The organism is Morganella sp. TYF_1, assembly GCF_043105645.1.
Taxonomy (GTDB): domain Bacteria; phylum Pseudomonadota; class Gammaproteobacteria; order Enterobacterales; family Enterobacteriaceae; genus Morganella; species Morganella morganii_B.
In genome coordinates, this window is record NZ_JBICLU010000025.1 from 255,717 (window position 1) to 271,813 (window position 16,097).

16 protein-coding genes are annotated in these 16,097 nt (G+C 51.9%); 8 read left to right on the forward strand and 8 right to left on the reverse strand.

Annotated features, from left to right (window positions below):
- Positions 1–43 precede the first annotated feature (43 nt).
- Positions 44–604, forward strand: coding sequence for a molecular chaperone (locus tag ACF8OF_RS12890; protein ID WP_392496852.1), 561 nt, complete (start codon positions 44–46; stop codon positions 602–604).
- 64 nt (positions 605–668) lie between these two features.
- Here the strand turns inward: ACF8OF_RS12890 and ACF8OF_RS12895 are convergent, their stop codons facing one another.
- Positions 669–1,982 (reverse strand): CitMHS family transporter, encoded by a 1,314-nt coding sequence (locus tag ACF8OF_RS12895; RefSeq protein ID WP_392496853.1) that lies wholly within the window; start codon positions 1,980–1,982, stop codon positions 669–671.
- Here ACF8OF_RS12895 and ACF8OF_RS12900 point away from each other — a divergent pair.
- A complete protein-coding gene (locus ACF8OF_RS12900) occupies positions 1,973–2,206 on the forward strand; it encodes a hypothetical protein (RefSeq protein ID WP_392496855.1) in 234 nt (77 codons plus the stop codon). The genes ACF8OF_RS12895 and ACF8OF_RS12900 overlap by 10 nt on opposite strands.
- A 148-nt stretch (positions 2,207–2,354) precedes the next feature.
- Here the strand turns inward: ACF8OF_RS12900 and ACF8OF_RS12905 are convergent, their stop codons facing one another.
- Positions 2,355–2,912 (reverse strand): lipoprotein, encoded by a 558-nt coding sequence (locus ACF8OF_RS12905; RefSeq protein ID WP_274370052.1) that lies wholly within the window; start codon positions 2,910–2,912, stop codon positions 2,355–2,357.
- Between the two features lie 64 nt (positions 2,913–2,976).
- Positions 2,977–4,176: a multidrug efflux MFS transporter MdtH gene (mdtH, locus tag ACF8OF_RS12910; protein WP_262859886.1), complete on the reverse strand. Its 1,200-nt coding sequence runs from the start codon at positions 4,174–4,176 to the stop codon at positions 2,977–2,979.
- Between the two features lie 167 nt (positions 4,177–4,343).
- Here mdtH and rimJ point away from each other — a divergent pair, with 167 nt between their 5' ends.
- Both rimJ and murJ read left to right on the forward strand, forming a co-directional pair.
- Positions 4,344–4,928: a ribosomal protein S5-alanine N-acetyltransferase gene (rimJ, locus tag ACF8OF_RS12915; RefSeq protein ID WP_045138698.1), complete on the forward strand. Its 585-nt coding sequence runs from the start codon at positions 4,344–4,346 to the stop codon at positions 4,926–4,928.
- A 74-nt stretch (positions 4,929–5,002) separates the two neighbouring features.
- The gene (gene murJ, locus ACF8OF_RS12920) at positions 5,003–6,538 is read left to right on the forward strand and encodes a murein biosynthesis integral membrane protein MurJ (RefSeq protein ID WP_262859885.1); all 1,536 of its coding nucleotides are present in this window, start codon (positions 5,003–5,005) and stop codon (positions 6,536–6,538) included.
- A 59-nt stretch (positions 6,539–6,597) separates the two neighbouring features.
- On the opposite strand, the gene ACF8OF_RS12925 is transcribed toward murJ, so the two are convergent.
- Complete coding sequence (locus ACF8OF_RS12925; protein ID WP_392496856.1) at positions 6,598–7,317, reverse strand: hypothetical protein; 720 nt, start codon at positions 7,315–7,317, stop codon at positions 6,598–6,600.
- A gap of 165 nt (positions 7,318–7,482) precedes the next feature.
- On the opposite strand from ACF8OF_RS12925, the gene ACF8OF_RS12930 reads away from it, so the two are divergent.
- Positions 7,483–8,358, forward strand: a complete 876-nt coding sequence (locus tag ACF8OF_RS12930; RefSeq protein WP_392496857.1) for a leucine-rich repeat domain-containing protein — start codon at positions 7,483–7,485, stop codon at positions 8,356–8,358.
- Between the two features lie 73 nt (positions 8,359–8,431).
- On the opposite strand, the gene argS is transcribed toward ACF8OF_RS12930, so the two are convergent.
- Positions 8,432–10,162: an arginine--tRNA ligase gene (gene argS, locus ACF8OF_RS12935; RefSeq protein WP_279799384.1), complete on the reverse strand. Its 1,731-nt coding sequence runs from the start codon at positions 10,160–10,162 to the stop codon at positions 8,432–8,434.
- Between the two features lie 168 nt (positions 10,163–10,330).
- On the opposite strand from argS, the gene ACF8OF_RS12940 reads away from it, so the two are divergent.
- Together ACF8OF_RS12940 and cutC are read left to right on the forward strand one after the other, a co-directional pair.
- Positions 10,331–10,885, forward strand: a complete 555-nt coding sequence (locus ACF8OF_RS12940) for a VOC family protein (RefSeq protein WP_392496859.1) — start codon at positions 10,331–10,333, stop codon at positions 10,883–10,885.
- A gap of 161 nt (positions 10,886–11,046) precedes the next feature.
- Complete coding sequence (gene cutC / locus ACF8OF_RS12945) at positions 11,047–11,799, forward strand: copper homeostasis protein CutC (protein ID WP_262859881.1); 753 nt, start codon at positions 11,047–11,049, stop codon at positions 11,797–11,799.
- 55 nt (positions 11,800–11,854) lie between these two features.
- Here the strand turns inward: cutC and cmoB are convergent, their stop codons facing one another.
- The 3 genes from cmoB to ACF8OF_RS12960 form a co-directional block, all read right to left on the reverse strand.
- Positions 11,855–12,829: a tRNA 5-methoxyuridine(34)/uridine 5-oxyacetic acid(34) synthase CmoB gene (gene cmoB, locus ACF8OF_RS12950; RefSeq protein ID WP_392496861.1), complete on the reverse strand. Its 975-nt coding sequence runs from the start codon at positions 12,827–12,829 to the stop codon at positions 11,855–11,857.
- The gene (gene cmoA, locus ACF8OF_RS12955; RefSeq protein ID WP_392496863.1) at positions 12,822–13,586 is read right to left on the reverse strand and encodes a carboxy-S-adenosyl-L-methionine synthase CmoA; all 765 of its coding nucleotides are present in this window, start codon (positions 13,584–13,586) and stop codon (positions 12,822–12,824) included. The genes cmoB and cmoA overlap by 8 nt, the downstream gene beginning before the upstream one ends.
- An 84-nt stretch (positions 13,587–13,670) precedes the next feature.
- On the reverse strand, positions 13,671–14,069 hold the full coding sequence (locus tag ACF8OF_RS12960; RefSeq protein ID WP_262859878.1) for an MAPEG family protein: 399 nt from the start codon (positions 14,067–14,069) through the stop codon (positions 13,671–13,673).
- 257 nt (positions 14,070–14,326) lie between these two features.
- On the opposite strand from ACF8OF_RS12960, the gene aspS reads away from it, so the two are divergent.
- Complete coding sequence (gene aspS / locus ACF8OF_RS12965) at positions 14,327–16,096, forward strand: aspartate--tRNA ligase (protein WP_262861895.1); 1,770 nt, start codon at positions 14,327–14,329, stop codon at positions 16,094–16,096.
- Position 16,097: the final 1 nt, after the last annotated feature.

Below are 16,097 nucleotides of genomic sequence, written 5' to 3' on the forward strand. Positions count from 1 at the left end.
AATCCGGACAATAGCGGCAACTCAGTTAATAAGGATTTGAAGTATGAATGAATTTTCACTGGTCTGCCGCCTGCTCGGAACGCTGTTTAACCGTGCTCCTGCTGATCCCGTGCTGGCACCGGTTCTGACGATGATTAAGCAGGGGCAGCTGAAAGCCCACTGGCCGCTGGAGCAGGATGCACTGCTGACACGGCTGGCTGAACATTGTGACAGTACGGAACTGGCTGCAGACTATCAGCAGCTGTTTGCTGACGGGGCGGTGGCTCAGCACCGGTCGGACTATACCGGTGAGCCGGAAAGTGAAGTCCGTCAGTTTCTCAGTGAGCGCGGGATGCCGCTGACTGATGCGGTAACAGACAGTTTCGGGTCTCTGCTGCTGGCGGCATCCTGGCTGGAAGATCAGGCACAGGAAGATGAAGTCAGTGCGCAGACGGCGCTGTTTGCGGACTATCTGCTGCCGTGGAGTGATGCATTTCTCGGGAAAGTCGAATCTCATGCACAGCACGGCTTTTACCGCACCCTGGCTATTCTGACCCGTGAAGCGCTGTCAGCGCTGTATGAAGAGCTGGCAGAAGATGCAGAAGAAGACGAAAATGATGATTAGTATGTGACGCTGTCACATATTGTGTTTCAGGCCCGGTCAGATGACCGGGCTTTTTGTCTCCGGCTTAGAACAGCCCGAGGAACCAGCCTGCCGCCAGGGTGATAAAGCTGAACAGCCAGATCCAGAAGAAGGAGTAGCGCAGATGCCGTCCCATATCCACCCCGGCAATGCCCACTGCCAGCCAGACCGCCGGTGAAAACGGGCTGACAAAGGTACCGGCGTTATTACCGATAGCCATGGCATACACCACATCTGCAGGCGGAATACCGGCGGATGCCACCACGTCACGGACAATCGGCAGCAGGGCAAAGTAATAAGCATCGGTACTGGTAAAGATATCCAGCGGTACACCAATCATCCCGATAATAATGTGGAACTGTTCCGCCATCCGTCCCGGAATAATCAGCAGCAGATCTTTTGCGACCGACTCCAGCATACCGCCTTTATCCATAATCCCCAGGAATACCCCAGCGGAAATGATAATCGCAGCCATAGATAACGCCTGCGGGGCGTGATGATTAATCACCGCTACCTGATCTTTCGGCTTCGGGTAATTGATGATAAGAGCGGCGGAAAGGGCCAGCATAAAGATATACGGTGCCGCGAGCCAGCCCAGTGCCAGGCTGAGGATCGCCAGCAGGATCAGCGAGATATTAATCAGAAAGCGCTGTGGTTTTTCTGTACCGTGTTCGTTATCCGCCTCATCATACAGTTCAAGAAGCGAATCCTGTTGATACGGCGTGGTGCCGTATTGTGCCGCACGGGCGATACGGCGTTTTTCCCGCAGGCCAAACAGCGCGGCAACCAGCACGGATGCGATAATGCCGGTAATTTGCACCGGGATCAGCGGCTGCCACAGTTCAGATGCGGGGATCCCTGTCACGGCAGATGCACGGCCAAGCGGTCCGCCCCATGGCACCATATTCATCACCCCCATACTCATGCACATCAGCAGCAGCATCAGATACGGGCTCATGCCCAGTCGCCGGTAGATTGGCAGAAACGCCGGGATGATAATCAGAAACGTTGCCGCTCCGGAACCGTCGAGATGCACCACGGCTGCCACCAGAGCGGTGACCATCGCCACAATCACCACATTTCCCCGTGTCAGGCCGATCATCAGACGGATAAACGGATTGAAGATATGCAGATCTTTCATAATGCTGAAAAACAGAATGGCGAACAGGAACATCACCGCGACACTGGCGACTTTTTTGATACCGTAATCAAAAAATGCCGTGATTTCAGGCAGGGAGTAGCCTGCCAGCAACGCGCCGAGCAGGGGAATAACAGACATGGCAATTATAGGGCTGGTTTTTCCTGTCATCAGCAGAACGACAATAGAAATGATGATCAGCAGCCCGATCAGTGTCAGCATCAGATGATCCTTATCCGGAAAGTGGTTATTTTCTGATGTTACTGAAAGGGATGATAATGGTGTTAAAAATGTTTATGAATTGTGAAATATGTCATCAAAAAGGGAGCTGGCAGAGTCAGAAAAAAGCGGTCAATCACAAATTAATTTTATCTGCGGCAGAAGAAAAAACAGTATTTCGTCTCATTTCCCCAGGAATGTACTGCGGATATGTCGGAATGGGATAACCAGGTATATTTTCGTATGCCTTGAATTTTCGTCATATTCTTTTACAAAACGGGAAGGTGATACCGTTTCCTGCGGAATAGTGAAGAAACGGCATCATAATTTAGATAGTTAATAATTTACTGGCACAATTAAAAAATTTAATCGAAATTAGTCGGTTAACGGAATGACTATCCGGCCCGGACGGATTTCAATACCCTTGGCAAATTTCTTCGCTGCTGCCTCGGCGGTATTATCGCCATTCAGCACATATACCGGGGTGATATTGAAAAAGGTGCTCAGTGTGTGGTTGAGATAAGGGATAAGTGCGGAAATCAGGGTGTCCCATTTGTCCGGGTCCAGCGTATAATTGGTGATTTCAATATCCCGCATATAGATTGACCCGGTGGCGGCGTCAAAATACGGCGCGGCACTGAGCGTCATTGAAATGGTAAAATCCCGGGATCCGAACAGCGAAACCAGCTTCAGCGAGCCGATTGCTGTCAGTTTTACTTTGCCCGGTTCTTCACGTCCGATTTCGGTGAGCAGTTTTTCCAGGGTAAAATCCGCATCTGCCACACCATCCATACCAATCTGTTTGTTCAGACGGATATTCTCTGCCACCGCACTGTTAATGGTCTCTTCACTGACACTGATTTCGGTTAATTTATCACAGCCTGTTAAAACCGTTGCTGCGACCAGTGCCGCGGTAAAAAGGAATAATCTCATCGGTATCTCCTGTTGTATACCACCCGATACTAACCTGTGCTGCGGCAAATCCAAAATATCCGGATCAATTTAATACGGCAGGGCTTATCTTCTTCGGGTTAAACTGGCGGTAAAGTGCTATCAGTGTCATCAGCCCGATTGTACCGAGTAAAAACCAGGGAAGTTCAGGTAATTGCATTTCTTTACCCAAATCATACAGCCAGCCGCCGCCGGTATAACCGATGGCGCCGCCAAATGCCAGCCCGAGACGGCTGAATCCCATGTAACTGCCGCGTGCGCGCGGATCCGCCAGTGACGCACTGAGGGTTTCCCGTGCCGGTTCGGCAATTACCGAACCTAAATAGAACAAACAGATAATCGCGAATAATACATGCAGTGAATGCGTCAGGGCGACCGGGAACATACTCAGGCTCATCAGGAATAACCCGGCCATCAGGCGGGTTTCCAGCCGGAAGTGTTTTTCACTCCAGCGGGCCAGCGGATAGAGCAGAGTCAGTGATAACGCCGCTTCGATGGCATACATCCATTTTACCGCCGCCGGTGTGCCCGCCAGTTCGTTGACGATAATCGGAAACATCAGCATCACCTGCACGGAGAGGATAAAGTAACCGGTCAGTGTCAGTACATAGCGGGAGAACCGTTTGTCGCGCAGTACGCGGGTCAGCCCTTCTTTTATCGGGGTGCGGGTGGTGGAAATACGGTAAGCGGGCAGCAGCCACGCATTGCACAGGGCGGTAATAATAAAGATTGCCGCACCCACCCAGCAGACCAGATGAAAATCATAAATCAGCAGCCAGCTGCCGAGCAGTGCCCCGAGCACCGCGCCGGCGCTGTCCTGCATCAGCAGCAGGGAATAGAAACGGCCGCGTTCATACGGGCGGGTCAGTTTGATCACCAGCGCGGTGCGCGGCGGATCAAACAGGGTGCCGCCGACAGCCGAGAGAATACAGGAAAGCCAGAGGATCCACGGCTCATCTGCCATTGCCATCAGGGCAAAACCGCCTGCGCGGAGAAACATGCCGATGACGATCATCGGTTTGGCACCGAAACGGTCAGCAATCGCACCGCCGAATATCCCCAGCCCCTGCTGGACAAGCTGGCGCAGCCCCAGGGCAAACCCGACCACAATCCCCGCCCAGCCGAGTTGTTCAACAAAACGGATGGAGATCAGCGGGAAGACCACAAAGAAGCCTAGAACAACCAGCAGGTTATCCACCAGCAACCAGTACTTACCCAGCGTCCGGGCTTGTCTGACAAGTGACATTCAGCACCACATTAAATATTGAAAGGAATAGAAAAAAGGGAGATGATTACACCTTCTATTCTCTGCTTATTCAGCATCTGATAACAGAGAATTCAGGATGATATTTTTTTATCGACGGAACGTGGTTAAGCACACCCTGACTACGGCCTTCTGAGAGAGGAATTATGTTGTTCGGCTACCGCGCGAATACGCCGCAGCTGCGTTTTAACACGGACAGAATGGTGGTCCGGCTGGCGCATGAGCGGGACGCGTACCGCATCAGTGAATATTACTGTGAAAACGAAGCATTTCTGAAACCCTGGGAGCCTCTCCGCGACCGCAGCCACTATCATCCCTCCGGCTGGTCATCCCGCTTACAGCTGATGACGGATATGCACCGGCAGGGTACCGCGTTCCATTTTTTGCTGCTGGATCCGGCTGAAAATGAGGTGATGGGGGTGGCGAACTACAGTAATGTCATCCGCGGCGTGTTTTACGCCTGTTTTCTCGGCTATTCGCTGGGTGAAAAATGGCAGGGGCAGCATTATATGCAGGAAGCCCTGGAGCCGACACTGCGCTATATGCAGCGTCAGCAGGGCATGCACCGCATTATGGCAAACTATATGCCGCATAATCAGCGCAGCGGACAACTCCTCGCCCGGCTCGGGTTTGAAAAAGAGGGTTACGCGAAAGAGTATCTGATGATTAACGGCCGGTGGCGTGACCATGTTCTGACCGCACTGACCACCCCGGACTGGGTTAAGCCACGATAACAGCGGGTTTTTCTGTTCCGCCCGCATTATCGTGATACTATTTCCGCCTTTGTTATCTGACCAGCACATTCAGCATGAATTTATTGAAATCTCTCGCCGCCGTCAGCTCAATGACGATGTTCTCGCGTGTACTCGGTTTTATCCGTGATGCCATCATCGCCCGGATTTTCGGGGCATCGATGGCGGCCGATGCCTTCTTTGTCGCCTTTAAACTGCCGAACCTGCTGCGGCGTATTTTTGCCGAAGGGGCATTCTCCCAGGCCTTTGTACCGATTTTATCGGAATACAAAACCCAGCAGGGCGAGGAAGCCACCCGCACCTTTATCGCCTATGTCTCCGGGATGCTGACATTGATTCTGGCGGTGGTCACCGTACTCGGGATGCTGGCTGCACCGTGGATTATCTATGTCACCGCACCGGGTTTTACCGATGACCCGGATAAATTCACGCTGACCGCCAATCTGCTGAAAGTCACCTTTCCGTATATTTTTCTGATCTCTATCGCCTCACTGGCGGGGGGGATCCTCAATACCTGGAACCGTTTCTCCGTCCCGGCGTTTGCACCGACACTGCTGAATGTCAGTATGATCGGCTTTGCACTGTTTGCCGCGCCGTATTTTAATCCGCCGATTATGGCGCTGGCGTGGGCCGTGCTGGCGGGCGGGGTATTACAGATTGCCTATCAGCTGCCGCACCTGAAAAAAATCGGCATGCTGGTGCTGCCGAGAGTTTCTTTCCGTAACAGCGGTGTCTGGCGGGTGATGAAACTGATGGGCCCGGCGATCCTCGGGGTTTCGGTCAGCCAGATTTCACTGATTATCAACACGATTTTTGCCTCATTCCTGGTGTCCGGCTCGGTTTCCTGGATGTATTACGCTGACCGCCTGATGGAACTGCCGTCCGGTGTGCTCGGGGTGGCGCTGGGGACGATCCTGCTGCCATCACTGGCAAAAAGTTTTTCCAAAGGGGATACCACCGAATACCGCAAACTGATGGACTGGGGATTGCGCCTCTGCTTCCTGCTGGCTTTGCCGTGTGCGGTAGCGCTCGCGATTCTGGCGGAAGCGCTGACAGTCAGCCTGTTCCAGTACAAAAATTTCACCGCCTTTGATGCCCTGATGACACAGCAGGCGCTGATTGCCTACTGCGTTGGTCTGATGGGAATGATTGTGATTAAAGTACTGGCGCCGGGATTCTACTCCCGTCAGAACATTAAGACGCCGGTTAAAATCGCGATTGCCACGCTGATCCTGACACAGCTGATGAACCTGGCCTTTATCGGGCCGTTTAAACATGCCGGTCTGGCACTGTCGATTGGTATCGCGGCCTGTTTCAACGCCTCGCTGCTTTACTGGCAACTGCGTAAACAGAATATCTTTACACCGCTGCCGGGCTGGGGAAAATTCTTCCTCAAACTGGTGATCGCAATGCTGTTTATGGCGGCAGTACTGGTGGGTATGATGTACCTGATGCCGGAATGGTCACAGGGTAATATGCTGATGCGCATGCTGCGCCTGATGGGGGTGGTAATTGCCGGTGCCGGTGCCTATTTTGCCGCACTGTATGCACTTGGTTTCCGCCTGCGGGACTTTGCACAGCGCAGTTTATAAGTTGTTTTCATATAATACCGACGGGGCTGATAACAGCCCCGTTTTTGTATTTCCGTAAATCAGCGGTATTCCTGTGTGCGGATAATATTGTCGTTGTCCCGCAATAAACGGTATGCTTCACCGTCATTCAGTTGCGACAATATCACCGGAGACTGCGTTGCAAGATAAAAAACGGTCTGCGGAAATGTCGCTTTCAGCAGTACAACACAATGTTCATGCCACGGGATATTCAGGTGATGTTCCGGCATAGTGATATACACGATACCGTTAACGTTTTCCGGTTTTTCCGTGGTGGTAAATTCACCGTATCCGGCGATAATACGCTGAATTAATATCACCATTGAGGAAAATCCCGGATCTGATGTATTCCCGGATTGCGGCAACAGCGGCAAAACAGTATTTAACCCGGCACCGGTTATGGCGGAAGACGTATCATCAGCCGGCGGATCAAGAAATACCACCGGATGATCATGAACAAACGGCCGGAAACGCTCGGTAATATCACCGGCTGGAATAATATAGTTATCCGTGCTCAGAGTCCGGGCAGCCGGGGTGTATTCTGTGCAATTCCTGAATATCAGGTGAATATCATTTTTTTGTTGCTGATTATAAATAATACTGTTGGAAAAATAACGCAACTGAAATAGTGCGGTTAATAATTCGCTGTTATCTGTCTCATTATCACCGGTAAAACCATATACGGATTTATCCGCAGCGGTGATTATTTCCATATCCCCTGCCATTTTCACATCAGAAAAACAGATCTTATTCTCTGCCATAATCCCTCCTGTTATTCACCGGGAGAGCATAGCATTGGTTATTTCATATCAGGGATATCAAAACAGAATAACGCTGCCACCGGAAAGAATGTCAGGCAGGGCAGCGGATAACAGTGCTATTATGACAACAATTCTGACTGTTACTGCGGACACCGGAGCATGTTTATGCTGCACCAACACACTGTTTCTGATGCTGAACTGAACCTGGATAATGGCGGGTATACGTCAATTGATGCATTTATCACGCCGCCGTATACCCGGCAGGTTATCAGTGCTTATAATAATCATCTCACGGAATATCCGGCTGCACTGCGCCACTGTACGTCATTACGGGTATTGAACCTTTCCTGTAATCAGCTGGCTTATATTCCGCCGGCTATTGCACAGCTGACTGCCTGTGAAATGCTGGATCTGGGGCATAACCGTATTGCCGATGTTGCACCGGAAATCGGTGAATTGCATCAGCTGAGCTATCTCTATCTCAGTGAGAACGGATACAGCAATTTACCATCGTCATTTTCCGGGCTGAAAAATCTGCGTTATTTTAATGCAACGGATAATCACCTGACGGCAATACCGGCATGGTTTTCAGAAATGGAAAAGATGGAAGAAATCCGCCTTTATCATAACCGGATAACGGAACTGTCAGCCGCCGTCAGCGGACTGAAAAATACCCGTGAAATACACCTGATGAATAATCAGATAACCGAAATTCCGGATGAAATCGCTGCTGTGACAGCGCTGGAGATTCTTGATCTGAATAATAACCGGGTGGCGTTTATTTCGCCGGAAATAAGCCGGTTGCAACAACTCAATACATTGAATCTGCGTTTCAATGCCCTGAAAACCTTGCCGGAAAATACCGGTGAATTATCATCTTTGTTATATCTGGATCTGCGTGCGAATCAGCTGAGCGCATTACCGGACAGCCTGGCAGCATTAACACAGCTGCGCAAACTGGATCTGCGCTGGAATAATTTCTCCGTCATTCCGCCGGTGGCAGAAAAATTACAGGCAGCTGGGTGCCGGGTCTTGTTGTAACAGAGTCAGAAGGCAATAAAAAAGGAACCTGATGGTTCCTTTTTTGCAGAAATAATCGCCGGTAACGGCGGGATTACATTTTCTCGACAGTACCGATACCCAGGGTATCCAGACCGGCTTTCAGGGTTTTCTGTGTCAGCAGTGCCAGTTTCAGGCGGCTCTGACGCAGTTCTTCGCTTTCCGCTGCCAGAATCGGGCAATGCTCGTAGAAACCGGAGAACAGACCTGCCAGGTCGTACAGGTAGCTGCACATCATATGCGGCAGACCTTCACGGGCCACAGCAGTAATGGTCTCTTCAAACTGTAACAGACGGGCGGCTAACTGGCGCTCGCGGTCGTCGGTCAGGATAATAGGTTGTGTCAGGCTGTCCGCATCAATATCCGCGCGTTTGAAGACGGATGCCACACGGGTGTAGGCATACTGCATATACGGGGCGGTGTTACCTTCAAAGGCCAGCATGTTGTCCCAGTCGAAGATATAGTCGGTGGTACGGCTTTTTGACAGATCCGCGTATTTCACCGCACCGATACCGACCACTTCCGCAAGCTGTTTCAGCTCATCTTCCGGCATGTCGCTGTTTTTCTCACGGATCAGTTTCTCCGCGCGTTCAACCGCTTCATCCAGCAGATCGGACAGGCGGATAGTGCCGCCTGCGCGGGTTTTGAACGGTTTGCCGTCTTTGCCGAGCATCATACCGAACATGTGATGTTCCAGTGTCATGCTCTCCGGGATATAACCGGCTTTACGGACAATCGTCCACGCCTGCATCAGATGCTGATGCTGACGGGAGTCAATGTAATAGAGAACGCGGTCAGCGTGCAGTACGTCATGGCGGTATTTCGCACAGGCGATATCGGTGGTGGTGTAGAGATATCCGCCATCTTTCTTGCGGATAATAACCCCCATCGGTTCGCCTTCTTTATTCTTGAATTCATCAAGATAAACGACGATTGCGCCTTCGCTTTCTTCGGCAATACCGCGGTTCATCAGGTCGCTGACAATGCCCGGCAGCATGTCGTTGTACAGGCTTTCACCCATGACATCATCTTCGGTCAGGGTGACATTCAGACGGTTATAGGTTTCCTGGTTCTGCTGCATGGTGATATCCACCAGCTTGCGCCACATGGTACGGCAGTATTCATCACCGCCCTGTAATTTGACCACATAACCGCGCGCACGCTCAGCAAACACTTCATCTTCATCGTAATGCTTTTTCGCTTCGCGGTAGAAGGCTTCCAGGTCGGCCAGTGCCATATCCCCGGCATCTTCATTCTGCATTTTTTCGAGATACGCGATAAGCATGCCGAACTGTGTACCCCAGTCACCAACGTGGTTACAGCGGATCACGTGATGACCCAGATATTCCTGGGTACGTGCTGCCGCATCACCGATGATGGTGGAACGCAGGTGGCCTACGTGCATCTGTTTGGCCACGTTCGGGGCGGAGTAGTCGATGGCAATGGTCATCGGCTCAACCGGGGTCAGGCCCAGCTTGTCGTCAGCCAGTGCAGTTTCCAGCTGAGCGGTCAGCCAGGCCGGAGACAGGAAAATATTGATAAAACCGGGACCGGCGATTTCCGTTTTTTCCGCAATTCCGTCAAGATCCAGCAGTTCAATCACTTTCTCAGCGAGCTGTCGGGGCGGCATACCCATTTTTTTCGCGGCAGCCATCACACCATTGGCCTGGTAATCACCAAACTGCGCTTTGGCGGACTGCTTAACGATAGCATCACAATCAAGTGGTGCCCCTGCGCTGATAAGAGCCTGTTGGATCTTATCTGAAAGAATTGCCTGAATATTCACCGGTTTACCTTAATTTAAAGAACAAAATGACACCCCGGAAACAGCGGCGGAGGAGCGGGCTCGTCCGGACGGGATGTTGACGTGAAATTTGGCTGGTTTTATACCACAAAAACAGGGTCTCATGCTACTATCTGCGCCTTTGCGGATGAATTCTCACAGGGGATCATAATGAAAAAAAGCACACAGACAGCATCCCTTACCGGTCTGATGGCAGAGCTGCCGGTGTTTGCCGGAAAAATACAGCAGTTTGCGGCGGATTTGCAGCTCGATCTCACGCAGTATCAGGCGGATCACATCTCACTGCGGGCTCACGATACGGCACTGGCGGAACAGTGGCTGGCCGGATTCCGCGAATGCGGTACCGTGTTATCGGAGAATCAGATTAACGGCCGCCCGATTTATCTGTTTTTACTGCATGAACCGCTGGCACTGCTGCACTGGCAGATCCCGGTGCTGGAACTGCCGTTCCCGAAAGGCAAACAGTATGCACACCAGGGCTGGGAACATATCGAACTGGTGCTGCCGGGCGATCCGCTGACCCTGACTGAACGGGCTGCCGCACTGCTGCCGTCACCGTTACCGGACGGGGTGACCACAAAAGCCAGTCATCCGCGCGGCGGACAGGAGCGGTTGCCGAACCCGACACTGGCGGTCAGCCGGGAAAATATCACCATTAAGTTTCATCCGTTTACCTTGCAGGAAATTGTCGAAAGTGAGCGGTAACCAGCAATTCTGACATTTCCCTGTGCGAACAGGCCGGATATTTCGCATCTTGTGATATTTAACAATTCATTAATCTAAATTACATGTAATAGTGTATATCAGGATGACTGAATCGTTTACAAGAGATATTTACCTGCGAAATTAAGTGATGAGGCTAATCAATGGCGAAACTGGAAATTTGTTGTTACAGCGTGGAATGTGCCCTCACTGCGGAAAAAGCCGGCGCTGACCGGATTGAACTGTGTGCCGCGCCGTCAGAGGGCGGGCTGACCCCGAGCTGGGGCATGCTGAAACAAACTATCGACCGGTTGCGGATCCCGGTTCACCCGATCCTCCGTCCGCGCAGCGGCGACTTTTGCTATACAGCCTCGGAATTTGCGGTCATGAAGAATGATATCGCCAAAATCCGCGACCTGGGGTTTCCCGGGGTGGTCACCGGTATTCTGGATGAAGACGGGCATGTTGATCTGCCCAGGATGAAGATGCTGTGCAAACTGTCAGGCGATATGGCGGTCACTTTCCACAGAGCCTTTGATATGTGTGCCAGCCCGATGCTGGCATTACAGCAACTGACTGACCTGGGGGTGAGCCGTATTCTGACATCCGGGCAGCAGCTGAGTGCGGAACTGGGGTTGCCGTTGCTGAAAGAGTTACAGGAAGCCAGCAGGGGGCCGGTGATTATGGCTGGTGCCGGTGTGCGGCTGGCGAATATTCAGAAGTTTCTGGATATCGGCCTTCAGGAAGTACACAGCTCAGCATCCAAAACCAAGCCATCCACCATGCGTTACCGCAAAGTCGGGGTCGCGATGAGCAGTGACAGTGAAGCCGATGAGTTTTCCCATACCTGTGTGGACGGGGAAACGGTTGAGGCTATGAAAGGCGTTCTGGATCTGCACAGTATGGTGGTGCACTGATATGATGGTCAGTACATCCGTATCAAAACCGATACGGATGTATCTGCATGCAGGGTTACGGCTTTTCCGCAATCAGAACCGCACGGCGCGGTGCCGGATAGCCTTCAACGGTCAGTGACGGATCATCCGGATTGAGGAAATCGGCGAGGGATTCATTGATCATCCACTCCGTACGGCGCTGCTCATCCGTGGTGGTGACGGACTCATCCGCGATACGGATATTAGTGAACCCGCATTTTTCCAGCCAGACAGCCAGCATTTTTGCTGACGGAATAAAGTAAACGTTACTCATCTGCGCGTAGCGTTCGCCCGGGATCAGGCACTGATGTTCATCGCCCTCAACAACAATACTTTCCAGTACCAGTTCGCCGCCGGACACCAGCTGATCTTTCAGCTGCCAGAGGTGGTCGAGCGGGGAGCGGCGATGATAAAGCACCCCCATGGAGAACACGGTATCAAACGCCTGAAGTGCAGGCAGCTCCTGAATACCCAGCGGCAGCAGGTGCACGCGCTGGTCATTGCCGAGCAGCTTGCGCACGGCTTCAAACTGGCAGAGGAAAAGCTGGGTTGGATCGACACCGACCACCAGTTCCGCGCCTTCACCGGTCATACGCCACATGTGATAACCGCTGCCGCAGCCGACATCCAGAATGGTGCGCCCGGCAAGCGGGGAAAGATGCGGCAGAACGCGATCCCATTTCAGATCGGAACGCCATTCGGTATCAATCTTCACACCGTAGAGCGAGAACGGGCCTTTGCGCCACGGCATCAGATTGCGCAGAATATTATTGATACGGCGGGTTTCCCCGTCAGTCAGCGGCTGCGTGCGCTGTGCGGTGACACCGGTTTTCAGATCGAGAAAGTCCGGTGTCATGTCCGGCAGGTTTTCAATGGTCTTTACCCAGCCCGGATAGTAGCCGTGCAGGGATTCTTTATGCCATTTTGCTATCTGCGCGGGCAGCGTTTCCAGCCAGTGACTCAGACGCTCATTTTTTGCAATTAACTGATAAAAATTGCCGAAATCAATCATGGTTATTCTCTTTCACTGCCAGTAATGACCCGAAGTTAAAACACTGGAACCAGACTTCGCAATGTTCAAACCCGGCCGCTTTCAGACGTGATTTGTGCGTTTCCACGCTGTCGGTCAGCATGACATCTTCCAGCATGGTGCGTTTCTGGCTGATTTCCAGCTCGCTGTAGCCGTTGGCGCGTTTGAAATCGTGGTGCATACTGAACAGCAAATCGCCGATCTGCGCATCCTCAAAACTGAATTTTTCCGATAACACCAGAACACCGCCCGGCAGCAGACCCTGATAGATTTTTTTCAGCAGTGCGGCGCGGTCATCCGGGGCCAGGAATTGCAGGGTAAAATTGAGAACCACCATCGAGGCATTTTCAATTTTGATATGGCGGATATCGCCTTCGGTGACTTCAACCGGTACCGGGGATTTAAAACTTTCCACATGGCGGCGGGCGTGTTCCACCATCGGCGCGGAATTATCCACGGCGATAATCCGGCAGCCGGGTTTATCTGCGATATTCGGGCGGATAGACAGGGTGGCGGCGGCACGGGAACAGCCGAGATCATAAACCTGACTGCCGGGCGTGACAAAACGACCGGCCAGCATGCCGATCATAGCAATAATATTGGAGTAGCCCGGAATTGAGCGTTTGATCATATCGGGAAACACATCCGCGACTTTCTCATCAAACGTCCAGTCACCAAGACGGGCAATCGGTGCCGCGAACAGAGTATCCTGCGGCGGATTCGGAATTTCTTTGGACATAACACAGATCTGCAATACAAAAAGATGCGCGCATTCTAACAGAGGTGACCCGGCGCAGAAAGTGTTATGTCCCGGCGTGAGCGGTTACATGTACGGTGAAAAAATCTGCTGCCACGGCAGATACCAGATATTCGCCAGCACCATCAGGATCATGGCAGTGAAGGTGGCCGCCATCCCGGTACGCCGCCAGCGGTTCTCGCGGTGTTTTAATCCGTAAGAGTGAAACAGCCGGCCAGCAATCAGAATGATCCCGCAGACATGCAGCATCCACACCTGGGCACCGTTCTGCTCCATCACCAGTAACAGCAGGAGTGCAACGGGAATATACTCAACCGCATTGCCCTGCACACGAATCGCCGTCTGTAACTCATAAAAACCGCCGTCACCATAAGCGACGCGGTAAAGTGTCCGCAGTTTAATCACATCGAGTGATAGTTTAATGATTAACAGCGCACCCAGTACAATATAAAGGGAACTAACCATTTTTTACTCCATGGCCAATTGAAACAGCAAAACAATGATAAACCTCAAAGCAGCAGGTAACACAATCTTTAATATTAATGCATACTGAATTATTTGAAAATTATCAATTAGTGGCTAAATTCTCTGCGGCAGATGTGTGGTTTGCTCTTATCTCATCAGGAATTTTCCACTATAATGATCGCCTTTTTGACATTTCTTCATAAAGAACCATGCCAAAATTTTGCAGAAACGCACAATAGCGGACAAAAGGATATCGTATGCGTACTAATTATTGTGGGCAGCTCAACAGTGCTCACATCGATCAAAAAGTAACCCTTAGTGGTTGGGTAAACCGTCGTCGTGATCTCGGGGGTTTGATTTTTATCGATATGCGTGACCGTGAAGGCATCGTTCAGGTTTTCTTCGATCCCGACCAAAAAGAAGCATTTGCCAAAGCCTCTGAATTACGGAATGAATTCTGTATTCAGATTACCGGAACTGTCCGCGCGCGACCAGAAAATCAAATTAATAAAGAGATGGCGACCGGCAGTGTGGAAGTGCATGCAGATGGCCTGACCATTTTTAACCGCTCCGAGCCGTTACCGCTCGACAGCAACCACGAAAATACCGAAGAGATGCGTCTGAAATACCGCTATCTCGACCTGCGCCGCAGTGAAATGGCGAACCGCCTGAAAACCCGTGCGCGCATCACCGGGTTTGTCCGTCGCTTTATGGATACCGAAGGGTTCCTCGATATCGAAACCCCGATGCTGACCAAAGCCACACCGGAAGGTGCCCGTGACTACCTGGTGCCGAGCCGTGTCCATAAAGGCAAATTCTACGCACTGCCGCAGTCTCCGCAGCTGTTCAAACAGCTTCTGATGATGTCCGGTTTTGACCGTTACTATCAGATTGTCAAATGTTTCCGTGATGAAGATTTACGTGCTGACCGTCAGCCGGAATTCACCCAGATCGATGTGGAAACTTCCTTCATGACCGCGGACCAGGTCCGTGCGACCATGGAACGCATGATCCGCTCACTGTGGAATGAAATCATCAATGTTGAACTGGGCGATTTCCCGGTGATGACATTTGCGGAAGCGATGCGCCGCTTCGGTTCTGATAAGCCGGATTTACGTAACCCGCTGGAACTGACTGATATCGCCGATCTGGTGAAAAATTCTGAATTCTCTGTGTTTGCTGATGCGGCAAATGATCCGAAAGGCCGTGTTGTGGCACTGTGTGTCACCGGCGGCGCGGAAATGACCCGCAAACAGATTGATGAATATGGCAAATTTGTCGGCATCTATGGCGCGAAAGGCCTGGCGTGGATGAAAGTGAACGATCGCTCTGTGGGTATTGAGGGTGTTCAGTCTCCGGTCGCCAAATTCCTGACCGCAGAAACCGTTGAAGCGATTCTGGAACGTACCGATGCGCAGACCGGCGACATCATTTTCTTCGGCGCGGGCGCGAAAGGCACCGTAACCGATGCAATGGGCGCGCTGCGTCTGAAAACCGGTCGTGACCTGAATCTGACCGACCTGAACAGCTGGCGTCCGCTGTGGGTGATCGACTTCCCGATGTTTGAGGATGACGGCGAAGGCGGCCTGACCGCGATGCACCATCCGTTCACCTCACCGCGTGACATGTCACCGGAAGAGCTGAAGAATGCACCGGAAGAGGCGATCGCCAATGCCTACGATATGGTTATCAACGGCTACGAAGTGGGTGGCGGCTCTGTCCGTATCCACCGTAACGAAATGCAGCAGACCGTATTCGGTATCCTGGGGATCACCCCGGAAGAACAGCGCCGCAAATTCGGCTTCCTGCTCGATGCGTTACAATACGGCACACCACCGCATGCCGGTCTGGCCTTTGGTCTCGACCGTCTGGTGATGCTGCTGACCGGTACTGAAAACATCCGTGACGTTATCGCGTTCCCGAAAACCACGGCGGCCGCCTGTCTGATGACAGACGCACCGAGCTTCGCGAATGACGATGCCCTGAAAGAGCTGGCGATCACAGTAACTCAGAAAGAGAGTGACTGAA